Raw genomic sequence first — 17,737 nt, 5'->3', positions numbered from 1 at the left:
CTTTATCAAGTGCCATGACAATAAGGAAGGAGGCGCACATGACGGCAATGACAACCAATGCATGGACCAATGCGCTTCATGCTCTTTTTCTTTTCTCCTACTTTTTAATTGCAGCGGTTCAGTGGGCAAAAGGCAATCATAAATTTACAATTTATATTGTTACGTTTTTTCTGACCATTTTAATTCTTAAGCTGCTAGGTGTCTGGGTTCATTATGCGTTTGATCGGAGTTATATCCTAAAAATTTGGATTGTTATAAGTCTGGGAGTTATCTTTTTAAACTATTGTCTGATTCATGCCATTAAAATTTCTGATCCTGTTCGTATTATCGTTCTGCTAATTTCCTTGATGTTTACTTTTTTTTATTTAAATCAACATAATTTTTTATATATAGCACTGTCCGTTATTTTTATTTATTCGTTGACGGCCTTTTATTCAAAAGGTCTGGTGCGCACAGGTTTCATTGCTGTCGTTGTATCAAATATTGTCTGGATTGGATTACGAGAAGGAGCCAATGCGATTTTAGGCTATGAATTACCTATTCAATACCGCTATGACAATGACTTGTATCATATTCTGTTAATTGTTTCGACTTATATTATTTTTATAGCCATTATGCGTGGTGACTGGTCTTACCCGTAGGCCGGATAAAGATCCAGCCCACAGAGAAATGTAGTTAGTCATTAACAGCATCACTGTTCTTGGGTATCCCTATTGGACGGCGCTTTTTTTTTTGCCTGTTCAGGCTTCATCTGGACAACTCGGCCGCTTGATTGTCCTCCCTGGCTTTTTTTGCGCTGCTGATTGGGATTGCGTGCTTGATTACCACTTGGACGTCGACGTCTATTTCCCTGGCCCTGCTGGCGTCGCTCGGTCTGAGCCTGTTTTTGTGGATGAGAGCTTCCCCGCGTTACTTTTTCCTGGCGAGTTGCTGAGGATACGGTGGGCTCTCCAGCGCCAAATAAACTATTCCATAATCGCTTGATAAAACCATTGTGCTGTGCCTTCACTGGTGAAGGTAAAGAGAACGCTTTGACCGCTGGCTCATCGAGCTTGGTACCGTCTTCAGCACGAACAATAGCCAATTCAGGCTGCTGAATTAAGGAATAGCTCGGTTTTTTATTTTTGCCGACATTATCTTCTTTTAAGCGAGTAATTTCATAGTGTGGCGGTTGTAAATAGGGATTAGCTATAATTAGTACCTGAACACTATGGCGCTTTTCGATGTGGAAAATAAATTCACGCTTTTCATTCATAATGAATGTGGCCATTTCAGGTGGTAGTTGCACTTGCACTTCAGCAGTTTTTTCTTTAAGTGCTTCTTCCTCAATAAGGCGAATAATGGATAACCCATGCGATTGAATATTTCTTACCGTGCCTCTGCCCTCGCAGCGTGGACAGACTTCCTGAGCATTTTCTCCCAGCGACAGACGAAGACGTTGGCGGGACATTTCAAGCAGGCCAAAGCGAGAGATACGACCGACTTGAATGCGTGCCCGATCGGCCTTTAACGCTTCTTTCAAACGATTTTCAACGTCTCGTTGATTTTTGCTTGAGCTCATGTCAATAAAGTCAATAACGACCAAACCTCCCAAATCGCGCAGGCGCAATTGACGTGCAATTTCATCAGCGGCTTCCAGATTCGTATTTAACGCAGTGGTTTCAATATCTGAACCGCTGGTGGCCTTCGCTGAGTTAATGTCGATAGAAACTAATGCTTCTGTTCGATCGATAACAAGCGCTCCACCGGAAGGGAGAGGCACTTCTCGATGATAGGCCATTTCAATCTGGCTTTCGATTTGATAAAAATTAAATAGAGGGACCGTGCTGCTATACAGTTTAAGATTCGGTAAAAAATCAGGTTTAACTTGCTCAATGTATTGCTTGGCTTTTACATAAGAAACCTGATCATCAATAATAATTTCACCAATTGATTTACGCAGATTGTCACGAATGGAGCGAATAATGACATCGCCTTCCTGATGAATAAGGCAGGGAGCAAGTTGCGTGTTATAAGCCTGTTTAATGGCTTGCCACTGATTGCAAAGCATATCAAGGTCTGCCTGGAGCTCATCCTGGCTTTTGCCTACGCCTGCGGTGCGAATAATTAGTCCCATGTCATCGGGTAACGCCAGTGCATTAAGCGTTTCTTTTAACTCATCCCGGTCATCACCTTCTATGCGCCGAGAAATGCCGCCAGAGTTGGGATTATTCGGCATAAGGACCAAATAACAGCCCGCTAAGGTAATATAGGTTGTTAAGGCTGCACCTTTATTACCCCGCTCTTCTTTATCGACCTGAATAAGTAATTCCTGCCCTTCGCGAATGAGAGAAGTAATTGGAGGTTTCTCATCGCCGAATTCATCTGGATGCCTGCTTAAATACTCAGGAGCAATTTCCTTAAGTGGCAAAAACCCCTGACGTTTCGCGCCATACTCAACGAATACTGCATCGAGACTGGGTTCTCGTCGAGTAACTACTGCTTTATAAATATTTCCTTTTTTCTTAACTTCTGACGGACATTCAATGTCTAAATCATAAAGATGATTGTCTTTAACCAGTGCGACCCTAACTTCTTCAGTTTGAGTTGCATTTATTAACATTTTTTCCATTAATTCACCCCATAAAGGGCGCCACCCAAGTTAGACAGTGCAAGGAATTATTTCTTGTTGTAAAGCAACGTTATGCTTGAACTATATTCGATTTTCATATTTGTGTTCTTCTTTTTCCAAGAAACCAACAAATAACCTTCGCAAGTAAACGTTTCTTAACGCTACAAAAAATACTCTGTTTAAGCATTTCCCAAAACCGTAAGGACAGACCACACGCATGTTGCCTGCAAATAGTGCGACGCATGCTGAAAGAATACATCTGCAAGGACATATTTCGTGAGAAAAAGGCGGTATTGACGGTTTTATTCATAGGAAACCATCCTTTGCCTGACATTCGCGAAACGAACTGAAACTGATGTAAGGCATGTCTGACATGCGTGGGTATCTGATGAGTTCTTTTTCAATTTTGCTCTGGTATTGGGTGCTTCCTTTTATCTTAAACTTAAGGGAGCGCGTTTTCATTTTTAGGACCTATCTTCAATTATACTACAAATAAAGCCTTTAACTATTTGTTGTGCCTGGTAACTCCAGCAAGGAGCCTGTAAAGAGCACAAACCTAGTTGGGCGTATTTGTAAATTGTTAACGGGCCCTGATATAGCCGACTTTCGTATGGCGGCTGATAAACTTTCTGTTTATACGTTATAATTCGGTCGCGCGAGTAATTCACGCGATTTTTAATATTATCAAAAAAAACAGCCACAGCAAATAGGTTTATGCATAAATGAGCGATGTACGTTACACTGAAATTAGTAGTGAAGAAGAAGGACAACGTTTGGATAATTATTTGATAAGAGTCCTGAAAGGTGTTCCTAAAAGCCACATCTACAGAATTATTCGTGCCGGTGAAGTAAGAGTTAATAAAAAAAGGGCGCAGGCTTCCTTACGTTTGGCAAAGGGTGATGTAGTGCGCATTCCTCCCGTACGTATTGCCAAAACTCAAGAAATTTTCGTAGGCACCAGACTTGAACAGCAACTGCAAAATAGTATCTTATTTGAGGACAGTACACTTTTAGTACTTAATAAACCGGCAGGTATCGCCGTACATGGAGGAAGTGGTTTAAGTCTTGGAGTCATTGAGGCATTGCGTAAAACACGTACCGATCTTTCCTATCTGGAACTGGTGCATCGTTTGGATAAAGAAACTTCAGGCTGCCTGGTACTTGCTAAAAAAAGAAGCATGTTACGTGCTATCCAGGCTTTATTGGAGGCACGTCAGGTACAAAAAATTTATTGGGCTTTGTTGCAGGGTTCATGGCAAGATAAAAAAAGGGTTCTGATAGACGTGCCACTGCTAAAAAATATTTTAAAGTCTGGTGAGCGCATTGTCTCTGTACATTCAGAAGGTAAACCGTCTCAAACTGCTTTTAAATTGCTTGAAAATTACCAACAAGCTTGTCTGGTTGAAGCAGTACCAAAGACAGGACGGACTCATCAAATCAGGGTGCACAGTGCTTCTCTTGGACATCCCATCGTTGGTGATGAAAAATATGGTAAAACAGAGCCAATAGCAGGTTTAGAAACAATAAAGTTACGACTTTATTTGCATGCAAGGGCAATTCAATTTAACCTGAACGGAAAAAATTATCGGTTCGAAGCCGATTTGGATGAGCGATTCATTGAGACACTAAAAAAATTAGGTGCGAGGAACTTGTTAACTTATGAGTAAATCATATCGTCTGGTGGTGTTTGATTGGGAAGGGACCTTAGGAGACACGCTGGGACAAATTTTCAATAGTGTTGCAACGGAAGCCAGGCGTTTGAATTTTGGTGAAATTGATGAGCAGCTAGCGCGTCAATCTGTAGAGTTAGGTTTAATAAAGGCGCTGAGAAAAATTTTTCCTCATTTAAATGAGAGCGAGCACGAGCAATTATTGAATGCAGTACAGCATTCACTAATTTCACGCACTACGGAGGTTTATTTAATACCTGGTGCCAGAGAGTTTGTTAATCAACTACACCAGGCGGGGATTGATATAGCAATTGCTACTAATAAAGGGCAGCAATCTTTACAACGTGCTTTACACATCTCTGGTTTGGATGTGTTTTTTAAGGTAACACGCTCAGCTGGCCAGACTGCAGCTAAACCTTCTCCACAAATGCTTGAAGAAATTTTAGATGCTTTTGACATCACGCCAGAAGAGGCCGTTATGGTGGGTGATTCAATTACCGACATGGAAATGGCTGAGAGTGTTGGTGTGGATGCAATTGGTGTTGATTTTTATCATCAACAGAAAGATGCTTTACTTGCTGCTGGAGCAAAGGCAGTTTTCGATGATTATCAGCATTTAGCGGATTATTTACATTTGCCTAAAAAGGGAGGGCTCAAGTGAGTACCTTAACCAGTTTACCCAATTTACTGACATTAATGCGCATAATGCTTATACCAGTGTTTATTATTGCATTTTATTTACCGTTTAGTTGGGCTCATGGGTTGGCTGCAACCATTTTTGCTTTAGCCAGTTTTACTGACTGGCTTGATGGCTATCTGGCACGCAAGCTGAAGCAAATGTCTCCTTTTGGTGCCTTTCTTGATCCGGTGGCGGATAAATTACTGGTTGCTTGTTGTTTGTTGTTACTCGTTGGGGCGAAAGAAATGAATTATATTACCATCCCAGCCATCGTTATTGTGGGACGGGAGATTGTAATTTCAGCATTGCGGGAATGGATGGCGGAGATCGGTAGCCGAGCTAGCGTGACGGTCAGTTACATCGGCAAAATAAAAACTACCTTACAAATGTTTGCTCTTTTCCTATTGGTTGCTTTTACGCCTGCTCAATCAGGTTGGGGCGTGTTGGGATTTATTTTACTTTATGTAGCTGCAATTTTAACCATTTGGTCTATGATAATATATTTGACAATAGCATGGCCGCAGTTAGTCAATAAACAACCCGCAGCTTCCTAGCAATTTTTCATGGAGTAGTCTATTTTTAATCAGGACTGTTCTTGCAGAATTTCGCGTCGGATCATGAAAGTCAGTTATATTCGATTTTACTCCAGGGAAACCATGAACTGTTCTTTAAATGAATGAGAGGAACGGTTGCAAATTTTTGGAGTAATGGCACACCTGAAGGTTGCTAAGTTGGGTTAAATATAAACGTTTTGCATCGTGTTTAGAGTTTAATTAAACAGTAATAAAAAAAATAATTTTAATTTATTGACAGCGTTTTAATTTACGGTAGAATTGCAACCCGTAGACAGGCGGGAATAGCTCAGTTGGTAGAGCACAACCTTGCCAAGGTTGGGGTCGCGAGTTCGAGTCTCGTTTCCCGCTCCAAATTAAAGCGACGCGGCAGTCGCTTTTTTTTTAATAAATTAGTTTTGGCTGTGTGGCAGAGTGGTTATGCAGCGGCCTGCAAAGCCGTGTACGCCGGTTCGATTCCGGCCTCAGCCTCCAAGATAAATGCCCAGGTGGCGAAACAGGTAGACGCAAGGGACTTAAAATCCCTCGGAGCTTAAACTCCGTGCCGGTTCGACTCCGGCCCTGGGCACCAATTACGGTCCATAATAATAAGGGTCTTCCCCAAATCCGGGGGCACTTTACTCATCCACAAAGCACTCTAACTCTTAATCTATAATTTTCAAAATTTCTAAACCCATAAGCCCTGCGTTGAATCAATTTCATCTTTCGATGAAACCCTTCAGTTATTCCATTATTCTTAGTAAAACGAAGCATTCTAACGACTTCCTCTCTCCATTTAAATAGTGTATTTCCTAAAGTTCTAAGCGATTGAAAAGCGCTTTGCTTTAGTTCTTTAACCATTTCCAAGAATTGCGGTAATAAGCGTTTACACTCTTTTGCTGTACAATGCTTCTTAGTTAATAGTTCATGCAACTGTTGTTTAAAATCATAAATCGCAGCAATCGCGGGTTGTTGTTTCAGGTATTGGTCGCGTTTGCTTAAACGTAATGACGTTAGATTCTCTGGCTTTGTCTTCAAAGCCATGAGTGTGCCTCTTTGATACTTCATTGTGGGATCAATTTGATGAAAGGTTTGCATGCTCAGTTGGTTAATTAATCGGATGACATGAAAGCGATCAGCCACAATCTTGGCCTTAGGAAAGTGGCGTTTCACCAAAGCCCGATAGCTGCTACTTAAATCGATACACACGACACGTACACGCTCTTTGCCTTCCAATGTTTTAAAATAAGCCTCTAAATCTCGCCCTGAGCGGCCTTTAACAATATCAAAAACCTTATGCTTACCTAAATCACATAAGGTAGTTACATAGCCCTGCTTCTTTGTAAACGAGTGTTCATCAATACCCAATACACGAGGACATAAGGGTGATGTAATCCTTTTCTCTTGCCGTTCATAACCATAATGATACCAACGTTCTATCGTTGATTTGCCTGTATGGAAATGACGGCTTAAATCCTTTTGACTAACACCCTCTGTATGATGGTGAAACACCTCTTTACGCAAGCTTTCTGTAGCTCGCTGGTATTTACCTATCCCCGGAAAACGCTGATTAAAATAGCGCTTACACCCATAGCACTGAAACTTATGCGACTTAATAAGTAAATAGCTATAACGCAATCCTATCGATTCATGACGTATCTTGCGTTCAAAACTATCTTTCTTCCTTAATCGCTTGCCATTGCAGTAAATACAACGCACAACTCGAGTATATCTTACTTCAATATAAACAGGATTGTTTCCTGTCACCTTGACTATTGTATAGCCAGGTAAATTTAGGATAATATCTTTTCTTGGCACTTTAATCCTCTTTTGATTGCGGAATCAAAGAGTTAGATTACTATAATCTGATTAAAGTGCCCCTACATTTGGGGTAGAGCCTAATTTTTTCTTAATCTTTTTCTGTTAATATTCTCAATAATTTTGTCTTTGCTAATTAATTTGGGGAAAGCTATTAAAAATTCACACCTTATTAAGCCTGCTACTAATCAAAACTGCGCTGAAGCAATGCTTATAAAGGCAGCTCAATTAGTTTTAAAGAAAAATGTCCAGTTTCAGTACTCGAAAGTAACGCAAGATGTTCAGGTAGATATTAGTCCTGCTTTTTTATTTAGTGAAGACGAAGAAAAACAATACTGGGTCAGTGGTGATAAGAGAGAAAATTTAGAACATGACCTGCAAAAACTGGATAAAAGGATGGTCTATTTTTTGCGCACAGGCAGCAATGGTGGTCCCGGTCATTGGCAAATTCTATATTTCAATAGAACGAAAGGCTGGATTATTTATTCAAGTGAAGTCAATAATTTTCAGTTAACCCAGGGTGCTATCCTAACGCAACAAGGATTAGGATTATTATCGCCATTCGCAACATGGGGTTATGCTCAAGGGCAGTATTGTTTTTTAATCGTGCAGGCTTCTCCAAAAAATATAATTAATACTGCCAATTATCTCTATGATTATCGAATGTTAGGCGAAGCAGAAGCTGATAAAAATTTATGGGATGCTAAAGACAATTTCTATAGGGAAATTCGTGTAGATGAAGACATAAAAGAACCATTGCAACTCAATACTAACAAAGATTTAACCACTGAAGCATCAGATATGAATGCAAATACCGTTAAATTGACAACAATCATAACAGCACTTAAAGAAAATATTGCCCATCAAAGGAATGGACGAAAAACAGTACGAAACAGTGACTGGAAAAGAGAGCTGCTAACTACCCTGCAAAACCGTTTAAAGAATAATCCCGATTCCGATGTGGGACAATGTATTCATGAGGTCAGAAAAATTTGCAAAATGAAACGAAATTTCTTTCATTTTTGGTCAGAACCTCATAGTGTTTCTGAGTTTGAGCGGCTTTTAGAACAGGAACTTCCTGAACTCTCTCAAAATCCAGTTTTTTAATGCTAAACAAGTGAATCATTTCTTCAGGAATACATGGTTAGAGGAATTTTTTTTCGCAGAAGTCATAGAATTTGAACAATTTTTTCTTTGTATATGACAAAAAATCTGTCATGTACAGAGCAATTTTTTATTACTCTCTTCTAGTAACTTTTTAAATCGTTTATTATATGCCGTTTGGGTAAAATTTAAACCTCTTAATAGTCAAAACCAATGCGTTGTCTTCAGGTTCAGGTTTGGGCATTATTTATAATTTTATGTATGTAATCCTCGGTAATTTTGGTAATCATTCTTTGGCGGCCATGCAGGCTCTTATTGAAAAAAATTTAGCCGAAGTGCATTTCGTGTATGTAGATACGGGATGGGCTGCTGCTTCCTGGCCAAAGCGAGTTGCTGCTTGTTCAGCGTATGCTAAAGCGCAAGGTGTGGAAGTGCATCAGTTGAGATCGCAAGCTACTTTCATGGAAATGGTAACTGCTCGCAAGCAATTTCCCAATCCGAAATTTCAGTGGTGTGCCAGTTTCTTAAAAGGATTAACGATACTTACCCATCTGGATGAACAGGACCCCTCTTGCGAAGCCTTGATAGTCTCTGGAAAGCGCCGTTGTGATTCACGACGCTATGCGGATTTACAGGAATTTGATTATCAAAATGAGTTGTACCAAGGTCGAACCTTGTGGAATCCCCTATGGCAAGCGACAGACAAAGAATTTGTGCAATTAATAAGGCGTGCTGGTTTTGACCCTTTATCACATGCGAGCCTGGAGTGCAGCCCTTGTATTCATTTGCACTTAAAACAGCTTAATCAGATTGAGTTTTCATCGATAGAGCGTTTAGAGAAGCTCGAAGAAACAATTCATCAATCCATGTTTCAGCAACCTATACGACAATTGTGCGCTTTAAACCAGGAAAAAAAGGAGCAACAACAGCAGTTTGACTTGCAACAATTTGATCTTGGTTGTGGTGCTCCCTGGGGATGTGGAGAATAATTTCACTCTGTTCTGATTCTTACACCTGAGAGCCAGATTAAAAGCGACCATTATTTTTAAAAAGAGCGACAACTAAACACTGAAAGGGCATTATCAGGGAAAAGTCGCACCTTGATTTTTTCCATGGAGAGTCTCACTATCATACTGTTGATCCCAAAGGTGATGTTGATTCAGAATTGCCTTTGCTGTTTCGTCAATTTTTTCTTTTAATGCTTTACAGTTGGGCATTGCAGGAATTTTTAATAAAGCATATTCAATCGCCTTTGCTGCGTTTATTCCATTAATTTCATGTTGTTTTTCATGATTTTCCAAGGCAATTAAATAATGTGCCCACTTATTTTTTAAGTCTGCTGGAGCCGAGGTCTGGTTAATCCAACGAGGGAGCAGAAGGGTGATGGTGGCGGTAACACTATTATGGATAATGTAACAAGGATTTTGTGAGGGGTTATCAATCTGCCAGGTATAATGCCATCCAATATGCCAGATGGTCTGCGCATCAAAATGCGCCTCATTAATCTTAGGTCCTAGCGCATTCATTTGCTGACGTAATTCTTCTTCATTATTTCCTGAAATGGTATAGAATTTTTTCGTTTTAAAAATTGCAGGATTAGCAAAGGCTGGGGCAGTGGTAAAAAGCAGAAGGAGGTATACAATCAATTGTTGCATAGATAAAATCCAGTGATGTAAATGAAAGCGTCATCATTCTCAATACACCTACTCAATTTCTGACTTATTCCTCGCGTGGAGAGCGATTCATTAAATTCTGTGTTGCTTGTTGTGGAGTAATCATTCCTTCTAACACAGCATTCACCTGGGCGCAAATCGGCATTTCAGTGTGAAATTTTGCAGCAAGTGAACAAACCTGAGCAGCATTATGCTTTCCTTCTACAACTTGTCCTATTTGTTGCGTCGCCTCCAAAACACTAATTCCTCGTCCTAAAAAAAGACCAAACCGGCGATTTCGCGACTGATCATCTGTACAGGTTAACACCAGATCCCCCACGCCTGCCAAACCCATAAACGTTTCTTCCTTGGCTCCCATTTTAATTCCCAGGCGAGTCATTTCAGCAAGACCTCGAGTTATTAAAGCTGCTTTTGCGTTAGCGCCATAACCTAAACCATCGCTAATACCACAAGCAATGGCTAAAACATTTTTTACGGCCCCACATAACTGAATACCCACCCCGTCATTACTTAAATAGACCCTGATATTCTCATGGTGCAGTAGTGAACGAATCCTTTTTTGATAATCTTTATTATTGCCGGCTAAGGTTAATGCGGTGGGTAGAAAATTAGCTACTTCTCGTGCGAAAGAGGGCCCAGAGATAATATTAACCGGAAACTCTTCTCCCCAACGCTCAGCAACTAACTGACTCGGTAATTGATTGGTAACGGGATCTATTCCCTTAGTTAACCAGGATAATCCATGAGAAGGTCTGGGAATCTGAGCGAGTAAACTGGCAAAGGCATGAGAAGGAACGGCTATAATCACTTCAGTTGCTTGTTCAAGACATTGTTCCAGGTCGGCCACAGGAACAAGTGAGCCAGGGAAAGAAACATCCGGTAAATAACGTCGATTGCAGTGTTCTGCTAGCATTTCTTGTACATGTTGTGGGTTATGAGCCCACAACATGACAGGATTACCACAATTGGCCAGATGGATTGCAACGGCAGTTCCCCAAGAGCCGGCTCCAAGTATGGCAATCGCTTTTGCTTTCATAATTAATGTGTTTTTTCAACTTGTTCTTTGGCAGCCTTCTGTTTCTCTTCCATTTGTTGCATGTATAAAGCATCAAAATTAATTGGCGCTAATACTAACTGAGGGAAGCTGCCACGAATAACTTGTGATGTAATTGCTTCACGTGCATAAGGGAAAAGAATATTGGGGCAGAAACTATTGAGCAAATGATCGAGTTGATCTTTTGAAGGACCTTGAATAGTAAAGATGCCAGCTTGTTTTACTTCAGCTAAAAAAGCATTAGTGCCCTGATTTTTAACAGTGGCTGTAACAGTAAGGACTACTTCATAGACATCTTGCTCGAGCTGCGTATTCTGCGTATTTAGATCCAAAGATAATTCCGGTTCCCATTTTTGCTGGAAAATGGCTGGTGTATTGGGTGCTTCGAAAGAAGAATCCTTCATGTACACACGTTGAATCATGAATTGGGCTTCTTGCTGTTGTGTATTACTTGTTTGATCTGTCATTGTTTTTTTATCCTCGTAAAAGTTTATCTAAATGCCCTTGTCTTTCCAGCTCATATATATCATCACAACCACCAATATGCTGACCGTTAATAAATATCTGTGGTACTGTGCGTCGACCGCTTTTAGTAATCATTTCATCACGTTTGTCAGGTTCATTATCAATACGAATGTCAGTATAGGTAACTCCCTTTTTATCTAATAGATCTCGAGCCCGCGCACAATAGGGGCAATAGGCAGTACTGTACATAATTACATCAGCCATAGTATCCTTCCTTTTTCTTATTTTCCTTTAACCATGGGAAGATCAGCCGCTTGCCATGCGGCAATACCGCCAGCTAATACTAGCGGCTCTGAGAACCCTTTCTCGCGTAATTTTGTTGCCAGCTGAGCTGATTGCAAACCGCGTGCACAAACAAGAATTATTGGTCTTTCCTTATACTTATCCATGCGTTGCTCATCGAAATCTTTATGGCTGGCACGGATAGCATCAACAATATGACCTTTGCGGAAAGTTTCTACATCACGTAAATCAATAACAACTGCCTCTTTATGATTAATGTAATCAACAGCTGCCTGGGGTGACAATTCTTTAGCCCGCTTTTTTTGAGCTTGTGCTTCGTTAATAAAGATTAAAAGTAAAATAATAATTAACGCAAGCCAAAGTACCCAATGATTTATAATGAATTGCCCGAGCTGCCCCATACGTCTATCCAAATTATAACAACAAATTGGCGAATTATCCTAAGAATACCGATCTAAAGCAAGTAATCAGCCTAAATGATTTGCTTGGTTTATCATAAACAATATTTTTATTCGGTGTATAAGAATGGAGTAAATTATTTGACTAATTTTTCACTTTTAGTACAGATTTTTCAGAAGTTGCCGATAAAAAAATTAGCACAAGGAGGAGGACATGATATTAGAAGCTAACTTGCCGATTTATTGCCAATAAAGTAAATTTTCTACTGGACGCTACTTTAGGATTTATCAATATAGATCAAAGCGCAATCATTAAAATATTTTAATCGCAGCTGTGATTTTGCTGCCACCTACACTTATCGCCAGTATTTATGGATGAATTTTAAATTCATGCCGGAACTATCCTGGAAATGGGGTTATCTCTTTGCCATCGTACTTATGATTTGTTCTGGGTTTTTCTCCTACTTATTTTTTAAATGCAAAAGATGATTATAGATGCCCTATAGTTAGCCTGTATATCCTAAAGAGGATGTGTTACTCTCAGTAGGCCATAGCAATTCCAATTCTGCCATACCTGCTTTCCGTGCTTCAGAATCGGGTTTTGTTTTAGTCATGATGGTCCATTTTGCCAACATTTCCATTGCTTTATTGTCAAATTTTTTAGTGTGGTGTTTCGCTAAATAGGCATAAAGATTAATTTCGGGTATAAAACGATTAACCTCTTGGACATCATAGTCACCGAAGGGGGAGCCTAAATTAAATCCCTTTTGATACCAAAATATAACCAGCGGTAGCATCCTTAAATTATTTGCCATGATTTCTTTTTCGCAAGAGGCAATAAAATTAAAAAAATAGTTTTTAATAAGTTCCTCATCTTCTGCACTTTTGGTAATAACAAGTACTCGTGGTCTATCATCATCCGTTTCCTTCAGCACAATGGTGTTTGGCTCAGTGATACTTTTAATGATTTTATGCATCAAAACCATTTCGCATTTCTCATAGTTTATCCTTTCCATGGAAAGGGCTTTATCAAAATAACCCAGAATAAATTGATAAATGGTTTCATAATCAATGAAATCTGTAGGGTTAGCCCCTTTTAAAAGCGTATAAAATCGATGAGAAGAAAGCAAAGTTGCATCTTGTTTGAGAATTTTTACGGTCACTTCTGCTTTTAGAAAAAAATGTTCCAAAAATTGTTTGACCGCCTCTTGTTGAGGATGCCAAAAAATCAATTTTAATGTAGGACGTAATTCGAGAACCTTGGTTAAAGCCTCTATAAGCTCTTTCGTTAAAGGCAAGAATGATAAATCTATTGATGAATCATGTTGTAAATAAGGTTGCATCGCCAATAATGCTTCTACGGGATTCGGGCAAAGCGCCAGCTCTAGCCTATTGGTTTTTTGTAGTCTGGCCAGTTTTGCTGCGAGAAAGTCTAATCTTTGCTGTTGTTGATAGGAGAAAAAATGATGGCCTTCGCTTACAGGTATAGGATTGCTCTTGTAGCCAACCTGTTTTAGCATCCAGGAAGTAGTCAAAGGTTCACCTACACCGCCCCCTACTAAGTAGTTGACTTGACTTGCAGACGTTTGCATTAATACATGACTGGCATCAAAACCATTTTTTAAAACCAGACGGGTTAATGAACCGGATAACGTTAGGAGGATAGGCCAGTCAGGATTAATCCATCCTTTCGCTTTAGAATCCTGGATGAGCCTCTGAATTTGTAACAAATCACCTTCAATAAAATTGCACTGACCTGCATAGTTCTGACGGCATGCTGCAACATTTTCCTGGTTAAAATCAAATCCCAGCAATTTCATTTTAAATGTTATATTTCCAGAGAATCTCCCTTCTATTTTTTTTAAAAGTTTCCCATCACCACAGCCACCATCGACAATATTCAATCTTTGTAAACTTTCCCGGGCGGCTATCATTTCAATACCGGTTATAATTTTTTCATGTAACTCTGTATAAAATACCTCTGGGTCTTTCGTTTGTTGTTGATAAACACATCGCATTGAATTTTCTTGCCAATTCAGCTGATCTTCATTCATCCTAGAGAAGGTTTGAATTGAATTACCCGAATATTTTCTGAAAGATTTCAATACTTCTTGCACTTTATCCGGGTCGATTGACCTCACTTCTTTTTTGCCATGTTCATAATGGATATAGCATGCTGCAGGAGAGGGAAGAAGGGGATTGTGCTGATTTTGGGATTGATAAAGTAATCTTAATTTCCTGACTGGTTCTCCGTGAATTAAAAATTGGTTCGGGTGATCTATTTTTACATCGTAAAATAAGAATGATTGTGGGAAAGGAAAAAGAAATCCGTCTTTTCTCTCTGGAAGTAAGGTAGCTTCGAGTAGCTTTGCAAATAATTTCATAGATCCTCAAAATTGATATTTTGTGCTTTATATGTTCAATTTGATTACAAATTATATAGAACTAAGATTAAGAAAAAATTAGGTGGGATAAGCTTCTGTTGCACATAAAAATACAATGCTCGAATTTCGGTCATGCCCTTCGTTAAAGTTTGATATAGTTGAATTATAACGTTTGTAAGGCAATGATTATGCTCACTGACACGACTAAAAAAAATTATTATCAGGCTTTACTGGATAAAAATACCGAGTATGATGGCATTTTTTATGTCGCGGTTAAAACGACAGGGATTTTTTGTCGACCAAGCTGTCCCGCGAGAAAGCCAAAATTTAAGCACTGTGAATTTTATCAAACAGCCCAGGAGGCATTGTTGGCTTCCTACCGTCCTTGTAAACGCTGCCGTCCTCTTTCGCATCCCCATCAAGTATCAGCGACAGTTCAATTATTGGTCGAGGCAGTAGAGCTAAATCCAACAAAACGATGGAAAGATAAAGATTTTGATGAATTATCCATTGACGCATCCACAGCCCGCCGACAATTTAAAAAACGATTTGGCATGACCTTTGTGGAATATGCGCGCGCAAGGCGCTTAGGCTTGGCGTTAAAACAAATTCGTCAGGGTGATTCCATTATTGAGGCACAGTTAGAGGTTGGATTTGAATCGGGTAGTGGTTTTCGGGATGCCTTTACAAAAATTATGGGGGGGCCTCCTTCTTTTTCCAGGAAAGAATGTCAAATTTTAAAAGCATCCTGGTTAGATACCCCTTTAGGACCAATGTTGGCTATAGCCGATGAAGAAGTACTTCATCTTTTAGAGTTCGTAGATAGGCGTGGTCTGGAGCGAGAGGTCGAACGAGTAAGGCAACGGCTAAAAGCAGCGGTTATTCCAGGAACGACATTACCAATTAACAGCATTGCACAAGAATTAAAAGCTTACTTTAAAGGTAGTCTGCAATTATTTAAAACACCTATAGCCTTGCTAGGAAGTCCTTTTCAAAAAAAGGTCTGGGAAGCATTACGCCTTATCCCTTATGGAGAAACTCGCAGTTATCGCGAACAGGCGATAGCCTTAAACCGTGCTACCGCTTCTCGGGCAGTAGCCAATGCGAATGGTGCTAATCAACTGGCTATCATTGTCCCTTGTCATCGAATTATTAACAGCAATGGCGATTTAGGCGGTTACGGCGGAGGTTTGGCTCGTAAGCGCTGGCTCATTGAGCATGAGAGGAAATACGCTGTCTAAATTCTTCAGCTGTTGCCTGTAAGATTAATTTTTTTATTGTTCCACAATTCGCGGTCACCCCATAAGTGCAGTCGCCAGGCATTGAACTCGACTATATTTTTAGCATTCATCATTAGATTAATCTCAAGGCTCACATTTTTTAAATACCATTTAAATGTTTGGCGCGCTTCATCATCTTCCGGGGATACTTCAAACATCAATTTCTCGTGCCCAAACCGTTCTATTAAGGAAAAAATAATATCGCTACGCCAATCATTGACGTCTTTTATGCCTTCAGTAATACCTTCTGACTCAACCATTAGCATAAAAGCACCTGCATCAAAAAAACGTTCTGCTTCTTCTAGTAGTTGAGCTTTAGTTTTAATTGCTTTGACTTTTTGTTGATAACCAATTTCCTTAACGCCTCCGCCTACACCGCTCATAATAGTGATTTCAGGTTTCGCTTTTAACCCTGCTTTTTCAATTTTATTTACCAGTTTAATTTGATCAGCAAGCGTGAAATCATCAGCATGTTGAAACATACCGCTTGATATTTCAACCACATCAAATCCTAATTGTTGGGTTTCTTCAAGGTATGCATCAATCAGGGAAACATCTTGAATGAGAATGCGTTCTATAAATCCGCCGGTATTGACATAGACTTGATGTTCATGAGCAAGGTTGGTGAATGATTTAACAGTTTTTTTATCCAATAAGGCTTGCGTCCCTCCGGCAAACTTAAACCCGTCAATATAATAACCCCAAGTGTTTAATAGATCTTTAAGTTGATTGATAGTAAAGGCTTCATAATAAGGTCCTCTAATTTCAATGAGCCCGGTACGGCGGGGTTTGGGTGGCAGTTGCTTTAAATTAACAAAAGCAAATGCTCTTTCATAACGTTTGCTCTCCATGCAAATTCTCCTTGTAACTGGGGTAGTTAACGGTAACCCCCAGCCATTTCCTGTAAACGTTTAATGCGCTCACCTATGGGGGGATGCGTGGCAAATAAGCTGGACAAGTGTTCACTGCTTAAGGGGTTCACGATAAATAGATGGGCGGTTGTTGGATGGGTCTCAGCCTGATGAAATTGACCTTGCTGATTAGCCATTTCCAGCTTACCCAGGGCACTGGCTAACCATAAAGGGTGTCCGCACAATTTGGCCCCTGCTGTATCCGCCTCATATTCTCGTGAACGAGAAACGGCCATTTGTACAAGTGCAGCTGCCAAAGGAGCTAGAATCATCATGAGCAATGCCACGAAACCATTGGGTCTTTCTTCGTCACCATGACTAAACATGGAAGTCCACATAAACATATTGGCAATCCCGCTGATTGCCCCTGCTAACGTGGCAGCAATGACACTAATTAAGGTATCACGATGGGTCACGTGAGAGATTTCATGGGCCAAAACCCCTGTTAATTCTTCTTCTGTTAAGCGGGTTAAAAGACCTGTGGTAACCGCGATACTTGCATGTTCTGGATTGCGGCCCGTTGCAAAGGCATTTGGAGTGGGATTATCCACGACATAAACTTTGGGCATGGGAATTTGCGCGCGTTGTGACAATTCTCTGACAATGCGATAAACGGGATGACTCATATCTAACGGTTGCGCATTGTACATCTTTAAAACAATAGTATCAGAGAACCAATAAGCACTAAAATTCATGATAACGGCAAAGCCTAGAGCCAGTATTAACCCTGCTCTCCCGCCTAATAAATTACCAATAACCAACAATAAGGCCGTTAGCGCCGCCAGTAAGATAAAAGTTTTTACATTGTTCATCGATGAAGTCCATTTAAAAATGCC

Annotated in this window: 19 protein-coding genes and 3 tRNA genes; 11 read left to right on the top strand and 11 right to left on the bottom strand. The window is 40.0% G+C overall.

The window, feature by feature from the left end; all coding sequences use genetic code 11:
- Positions 1–38: 38 nt before the first annotated feature.
- Positions 39–641, top strand: coding sequence for a hypothetical protein (locus clem_RS11095; protein ID WP_094091622.1), 603 nt, complete (start codon positions 39–41; stop codon positions 639–641).
- Positions 642–691: 50 nt separating this feature from the next.
- Here the strand turns inward: clem_RS11095 and clem_RS11090 are convergent, their stop codons facing one another.
- Together clem_RS11090 and clem_RS15145 are read right to left on the bottom strand one after the other, a co-directional pair.
- Positions 692–2,611, bottom strand: a complete 1,920-nt coding sequence (locus clem_RS11090) for an Rne/Rng family ribonuclease (protein WP_094091621.1) — start codon at positions 2,609–2,611, stop codon at positions 692–694.
- Positions 2,612–2,705: 94 nt separating this feature from the next.
- Positions 2,706–2,921 carry a hypothetical protein gene (locus clem_RS15145; protein ID WP_232505459.1) on the bottom strand — a complete coding sequence of 72 codons (216 nt, stop codon included), beginning with the start codon at positions 2,919–2,921 and terminating at the stop codon, positions 2,706–2,708.
- A 412-nt stretch (positions 2,922–3,333) separates the two neighbouring features.
- On the opposite strand from clem_RS15145, the gene clem_RS11085 reads away from it, so the two are divergent.
- From clem_RS11085 to clem_RS11060, 6 genes are all read left to right on the top strand, one after another.
- Entirely contained in the window at positions 3,334–4,278 is a 945-nt protein-coding gene (locus clem_RS11085; RefSeq protein ID WP_094091620.1) for an RluA family pseudouridine synthase, read from the top strand.
- Complete coding sequence (locus clem_RS11080; RefSeq protein WP_094091619.1) at positions 4,271–4,942, top strand: HAD family hydrolase; 672 nt, start codon at positions 4,271–4,273, stop codon at positions 4,940–4,942. Before clem_RS11085 ends, clem_RS11080 begins: the two co-directional genes overlap by 8 nt.
- Positions 4,939–5,514 (top strand): CDP-diacylglycerol--glycerol-3-phosphate 3-phosphatidyltransferase, encoded by a 576-nt coding sequence (gene pgsA / locus clem_RS11075; protein ID WP_094091618.1) that lies wholly within the window; start codon positions 4,939–4,941, stop codon positions 5,512–5,514. The genes clem_RS11080 and pgsA overlap by 4 nt, the downstream gene beginning before the upstream one ends.
- A 296-nt stretch (positions 5,515–5,810) precedes the next feature.
- A tRNA-Gly gene (locus clem_RS11070) sits at positions 5,811–5,886 on the top strand.
- A gap of 46 nt (positions 5,887–5,932) precedes the next feature.
- Positions 5,933–6,006 (top strand) — tRNA-Cys (locus clem_RS11065).
- 8 nt (positions 6,007–6,014) lie between these two features.
- Positions 6,015–6,103: transfer RNA gene (locus clem_RS11060), tRNA-Leu, on the top strand.
- A 50-nt stretch (positions 6,104–6,153) separates the two neighbouring features.
- On the opposite strand, the gene clem_RS11055 is transcribed toward clem_RS11060, so the two are convergent.
- Positions 6,154–7,329, bottom strand: coding sequence for an ISL3 family transposase (locus clem_RS11055; protein ID WP_094091617.1), 1,176 nt, complete (start codon positions 7,327–7,329; stop codon positions 6,154–6,156).
- Between the two features lie 141 nt (positions 7,330–7,470).
- Between clem_RS11055 and clem_RS11050 the strand changes: the two genes are divergently transcribed.
- Complete coding sequence (locus clem_RS11050) at positions 7,471–8,436, top strand: hypothetical protein (protein ID WP_094091616.1); 966 nt, start codon at positions 7,471–7,473, stop codon at positions 8,434–8,436.
- 254 nt (positions 8,437–8,690) lie between these two features.
- Positions 8,691–9,422 (top strand): phosphoadenosine phosphosulfate reductase domain-containing protein, encoded by a 732-nt coding sequence (locus clem_RS11045; protein ID WP_232505458.1) that lies wholly within the window; start codon positions 8,691–8,693, stop codon positions 9,420–9,422.
- Positions 9,423–9,515: 93 nt separating this feature from the next.
- On the opposite strand, the gene clem_RS11040 is transcribed toward clem_RS11045, so the two are convergent.
- The 5 genes from clem_RS11040 to clem_RS11020 form a co-directional block, all read right to left on the bottom strand.
- Positions 9,516–10,088 (bottom strand): DUF922 domain-containing Zn-dependent protease, encoded by a 573-nt coding sequence (locus tag clem_RS11040; RefSeq protein WP_094091614.1) that lies wholly within the window; start codon positions 10,086–10,088, stop codon positions 9,516–9,518.
- A gap of 64 nt (positions 10,089–10,152) precedes the next feature.
- On the bottom strand, positions 10,153–11,142 hold the full coding sequence (locus tag clem_RS11035) for an NAD(P)H-dependent glycerol-3-phosphate dehydrogenase (protein ID WP_094091613.1): 990 nt from the start codon (positions 11,140–11,142) through the stop codon (positions 10,153–10,155).
- A 2-nt stretch (positions 11,143–11,144) separates the two neighbouring features.
- The gene (gene secB, locus clem_RS11030) at positions 11,145–11,627 is read right to left on the bottom strand and encodes a protein-export chaperone SecB (protein WP_094091612.1); all 483 of its coding nucleotides are present in this window, start codon (positions 11,625–11,627) and stop codon (positions 11,145–11,147) included.
- A 7-nt stretch (positions 11,628–11,634) separates the two neighbouring features.
- On the bottom strand, positions 11,635–11,889 hold the full coding sequence (gene grxC / locus clem_RS11025) for a glutaredoxin 3 (protein ID WP_094091611.1): 255 nt from the start codon (positions 11,887–11,889) through the stop codon (positions 11,635–11,637).
- Between the two features lie 17 nt (positions 11,890–11,906).
- On the bottom strand, positions 11,907–12,329 hold the full coding sequence (locus tag clem_RS11020; RefSeq protein WP_094091610.1) for a rhodanese-like domain-containing protein: 423 nt from the start codon (positions 12,327–12,329) through the stop codon (positions 11,907–11,909).
- 372 nt (positions 12,330–12,701) lie between these two features.
- On the opposite strand from clem_RS11020, the gene clem_RS15140 reads away from it, so the two are divergent.
- Positions 12,702–12,815, top strand: coding sequence for a CorA family divalent cation transporter (locus clem_RS15140; RefSeq protein WP_332460228.1), 114 nt, complete (start codon positions 12,702–12,704; stop codon positions 12,813–12,815).
- Between the two features lie 17 nt (positions 12,816–12,832).
- Here clem_RS15140 and clem_RS11015 read toward each other — a convergent pair whose 3' ends face one another.
- Complete coding sequence (locus tag clem_RS11015; RefSeq protein ID WP_094091609.1) at positions 12,833–14,710, bottom strand: class I SAM-dependent methyltransferase; 1,878 nt, start codon at positions 14,708–14,710, stop codon at positions 12,833–12,835.
- A 188-nt stretch (positions 14,711–14,898) separates the two neighbouring features.
- Between clem_RS11015 and clem_RS11010 the strand changes: the two genes are divergently transcribed.
- The gene (locus tag clem_RS11010; protein ID WP_094091608.1) at positions 14,899–15,951 is read left to right on the top strand and encodes a bifunctional transcriptional activator/DNA repair enzyme AdaA; all 1,053 of its coding nucleotides are present in this window, start codon (positions 14,899–14,901) and stop codon (positions 15,949–15,951) included.
- Positions 15,952–15,956: 5 nt separating this feature from the next.
- On the opposite strand, the gene clem_RS11005 is transcribed toward clem_RS11010, so the two are convergent.
- Positions 15,957–16,841: a phosphosulfolactate synthase gene (locus clem_RS11005; RefSeq protein WP_094091607.1), complete on the bottom strand. Its 885-nt coding sequence runs from the start codon at positions 16,839–16,841 to the stop codon at positions 15,957–15,959.
- Positions 16,842–16,867: 26 nt separating this feature from the next.
- Entirely contained in the window at positions 16,868–17,713 is an 846-nt protein-coding gene (gene htpX, locus clem_RS11000; protein ID WP_094091606.1) for a zinc metalloprotease HtpX, read from the bottom strand.
- Between the last annotated feature and the right edge of the window lie 24 nt (positions 17,714–17,737).

Origin of the sequence: Legionella clemsonensis (assembly GCF_002240035.1) — a bacterium.
GTDB lineage: Bacteria > Pseudomonadota > Gammaproteobacteria > Legionellales > Legionellaceae > Tatlockia > Tatlockia clemsonensis.
This window is presented reverse-complemented; position numbering and strand designations above follow the sequence as displayed.